Origin of the sequence: Neobacillus niacini, from assembly GCF_036961885.1 — a bacterium.
Lineage (GTDB): Bacteria > Bacillota > Bacilli > Bacillales > Cytobacillaceae > Neobacillus > Neobacillus niacini_H.
This window is the reverse complement of record NZ_JBALNQ010000034.1, coordinates 20,410-24,301: the sequence shown is the minus strand read 5'-3', so window position 1 is coordinate 24,301 and position 3,892 is coordinate 20,410. Positions and strand designations below refer to the sequence as shown.

5 protein-coding genes and 1 pseudogene are annotated in these 3,892 nt (G+C 37.7%); 2 read left to right on the top strand and 4 right to left on the bottom strand.

Features of this window, described 5'->3' with window-relative positions:
- Positions 1-412: pseudogene (locus V7124_RS15595) on the top strand (hypothetical protein); the annotation flags it as partial.
- Between the two features lie 156 nt (positions 413-568).
- On the opposite strand, the gene V7124_RS15590 reads toward V7124_RS15595, so the two are convergent.
- Entirely contained in the window at positions 569-1,336 is a 768-nt protein-coding gene (locus V7124_RS15590; protein ID WP_335490655.1) for a DODA-type extradiol aromatic ring-opening family dioxygenase, read from the bottom strand.
- Between the two features lie 13 nt (positions 1,337-1,349).
- The gene (locus tag V7124_RS15585; RefSeq protein ID WP_335490652.1) at positions 1,350-1,703 is read right to left on the bottom strand and encodes a DoxX family protein; all 354 of its coding nucleotides are present in this window, start codon (positions 1,701-1,703) and stop codon (positions 1,350-1,352) included.
- Positions 1,704-1,829: 126 nt separating this feature from the next.
- Here V7124_RS15585 and V7124_RS15580 point away from each other — a divergent pair, with 126 nt between their 5' ends.
- Positions 1,830-2,171 carry a winged helix-turn-helix transcriptional regulator gene (locus tag V7124_RS15580; protein WP_335490649.1) on the top strand — a complete coding sequence of 114 codons (342 nt, stop codon included), beginning with the start codon at positions 1,830-1,832 and terminating at the stop codon, positions 2,169-2,171.
- A 51-nt stretch (positions 2,172-2,222) separates the two neighbouring features.
- Here the strand turns inward: V7124_RS15580 and V7124_RS15575 are convergent, their stop codons facing one another.
- A complete protein-coding gene (locus tag V7124_RS15575) occupies positions 2,223-2,930 on the bottom strand; it encodes a DNA alkylation repair protein (protein ID WP_335490644.1) in 708 nt (235 codons plus the stop codon).
- Between the two features lie 50 nt (positions 2,931-2,980).
- On the bottom strand, positions 2,981-3,892 hold a 912-nt coding region (locus V7124_RS15570; protein ID WP_335490641.1), incomplete at its 5' end, for a mechanosensitive ion channel family protein.

Below are 3,892 nucleotides of genomic sequence, written 5' to 3'. Positions count from 1 at the left end.
GTTCTTTGACAGTAATAAATTGGGTTTTATGATTACAATAATCGGTTTTATTTTGTATTTGAATATAAAATTTTTACAAGCAACATCTAATGAGTTATCATCCTTTCTTTTTTATACAAGCATGATAATGAGTTGCTTTTATTTTCTTATCATTTGCTATACACTGGCTTCCTATGTTGAATTTGAACAACCGTTAGGAACTCATATAAAAAATGCACTACTTATTACAATCTCTAGTCCGATACCAAGTCTATTTATTATTTTTGGATTTGCTGCTGTATACTTCGCTGTTACTTATTTATCTGGATTAGGATTCTTTTTCAGTATAAGTATTTTAGGCCTTGTAATTCTTTCCTCTGCAAATCTAGCATATAAGAAAATTCAAGTGAAACAAGATAAATTAAGTACATAAAGAACAAGCCCCTTTCTGGTTTATGCGGCAAAACAAAAACACACACAAACGTTGATTACTTCGTTTGTGTGTGTTTTTTAATTAATTTTATCTTCTTTTCTTGCTAGTATATTCGCTTACAAGCTCCCGTTTAGGCAGCTTCCTTCAAAGAATACATTAAAATTCCATACACAAATTGCTCATGGCTCCGAAATCATAGGTTTGATTAAGTACCACTGGTTCCTTGTTTTCGTCTCCTCTTCCTAATGCAATGAAGATTGGAACGAAGTGTTCTGGTCTTGGTACGGCTAACTGCGCGTGAGGAGCTAATTGAAGATATCTATCAAGGGAATCTATATCCCTTTTTTGAACATGTTCGATAATCCAATTATCAAATTCTACTGCTTCCTTAATTGGTTCTGTGGCATCCGGAAAAAACCATTTAAAATTGTGCACCGTCGTTCCACTTCCAATCACTAGTATATCCTCATCCCCCAGTCCTTGTAATGCCTTACCAATTGTATACTGTTCTTTAGGCGACAAGAATGGATGAACCGATAATTGAATGACAGGAATATCAGCTTTAGGGAACATATGGCGGAGTGCTACCCATGAACCGTGGTCCAATCCCCTTCTTTCTTCCCTTTTTGTTTTTATCCCGAATTTCTTAAATCGAATCTCAAGATTCTTAGCTATCTCCGTAGAACCATTTGCTGGATATTTGATTTTGTACATTTCTTCTGGAAAACCGTAATAATCATACACTGTTTCAAGTACATCGTCTGTATAGGTTAACGTGAGTATTTCACTTTCCCAGTGAGCGCTAAAGATAACAATCGCTTTTGGGTTATAACGTTTGCCCAATAGTGATAAAAAAGTGGAATACTCATTTTGTTGTACAGATAAATAGGGAGATCCATGACCAATAAATAATGACGGTACCATCTGATTTCTCCTCCTAAAAGCGACCAATAGCAACAAATAGTGCCAATGCTAATAAAATAATATTCATCCCAATTGCCTGATTTTCTTTCCTCTTAATATGCAACCCAGCAGCTAAAATCATGATGACTGCAATTCCAATAGCAGCTATTGGTGTTAAAATAGGTGCGATTCCCAAGGCATAAGGTAAAATCAACCCAAGACCTCCAAGCAGCTCCGCGACACCGATAAAGATGACCAAGTTTCTTGAGCAATCTTGAACCCATGGCATGCTAGCTTTTGTTTTTTCATAAGAAAAAGCTTTCGAAGAACCTGCAAATAAAAACATCAATCCCAATAAAATTTGAACAATCCATAATGCAATATTCATAATTGACCCATCCCCCTTGCTAAAATTTACCTTCTGAGTATATAGTAAGCATCAAGGAATACATTTAGAAGTAGACACTTTAATGTGCCATAGTATCCAAAAAGATACCATAAGGGGTGAAAGGGATTGGCTGGAGATTGTAAAGTAGAAACCGCGCTCGATATACTCGTAGGAAAATGGAAGCCCGTCATTCTTTATCATATTTTAGGTAAGGGCACTTTACGTTTTAGCGAACTGCAGCGATTGATTCCGGATATCACAAAAAAAATGCTGACATCCCAACTAAGAGAATTGGAGTATCATGATATTATCAATCGTAAAATTTATGCACAAATTCCTCCAAAAGTAGAATATTCGTTGACCGAATATGGGAAGGGACTTATGCCCCTGTTAGAGTCGATGCACCATTGGGGTTTGGCACACATCAAACATTTAAATGAGATTTACGGAGAAGAAAGAGCAAAATAAGAAAAGTGCCAGTCGACTTCCAATTATATGGAGGCCTGGCACTAGTTTATTCTAACACCTTACATATTTGCGTTTGAAACCTAGTTTCCCTCTATCTAGTTCCTTTTGAATATTTTCTGAAGCAAGTAGGATACTGCTTTTTTTCTTGTCCTTCTTCATTTCTACTGGTCCAACTGCCTTTGCAGTTTCAACCGCCTTTTCATGGAGCGGCAAATAAGAAATTCCGACAGTGTAAATAAAATTATTCATAGCTGACTTTGTCCGTTCTGGAGCATCGTGTATCGTATTTTCCACCTGATCGAGCATGCGAACAATTTTGGTTGCATTAAATTCAGCATCCGGACGATTACCCATAAGCCAACAGTAACTGCTCCAGCCTGCCGACATTTTCAGTTCTTCACCGCTTGCGATCCATTTATCGGCAACCACTTGGGCAATATTGGTTTCTGCCAATGTTACAGCAACCACATAATCGCTTAGCATATAAAAATACGCCCCATCTATCCAGCGGTTAAAATCCTCCTCCGTCATTGCCATCGGGTCAGCAATGATACCGGCAAAATACATGGCATCGTAGTTCCCAGTGGCGTATAGCTGCTCAGCCAAAGGTTGATTTATCTTAATTTTCTTTGCAAGCGGCTTCATTGCACCTGTAGCCACGCCAAAAAGCGGCTCGTGTGCCCCATTGCTTATGTATATCTTTTTGGTTCGTTCCTTACCAAGTGCTTCTAATTCTTGCATAACGATTTCGAAATCCACGGTTTGCACTTCCCTTCCTAATAAACATACTCACTCCATTATAACTTAAATTAATGATCCATTTCCTTAGCTACTATGGCTTTTCGTGTTTCATTGACAATGGTTTTCAAATCCTCACCGGATGGATTCTGAAATAATCGCAATCCAAATTCCTTTGCGACGGCGAAGAGATGATCAAAGATATCTGCTTGAATCGTTTCGTACACGGCCCATCTTATATCATTTGAAAATGCGTAGATTTCTAATGGCATACCATGTTCAGTTGGTGCTAACTGTCTAACCAATAGTGTCATTTCCTGATTAATACCTGAATGATGTTGAAGGTATTTACTGATATATGCCCGAAATACACCAATATTCGTTAGCGCTCTTCCATTCACAGGATTGGTCCTATTTATATCGTTCTTGGAATTGAACTCGGCAATTTCACGTTCTCTAACAACAATATAATCGGAAAGATAGTGGATATTTTTAAATTTCTCAATCATTTCCACGGTACAAAAAGTAATACTACTTGTATCGATAAATAATGACCGCTTGATCCTGCGTCCTCCCGAGGTTTGCATCCCTCTCCAATTGATAAAAGAATCCGATATGAGAGCATAACTTGGGATCGTCGTAATGGTTTTATCAAAATTCTGCACCTTAACGGTATTTAATGAAATATCGATAATATCTCCATCTGCCCCGTATTTAGGCATTTCAATCCAGTCACCAACCCGAACCATGTCATTGGCAGACAACTGAATCCCAGCAACAAGTCCTAATAATGAATCTTTAAAAACCAACAAAAGTACGGCAGACAGAGCACCTATTCCACTTAGAAAAATGAGCGGATTTTTACCAATCAAGTCCGCGATAAGCAGGATGATACCAACCGTTATGACAACAATATTGACGACCTGGATATACCCTTTTATTGGCCTGATTTTCGATATCTCAAAGGTTTGATAAATATCATT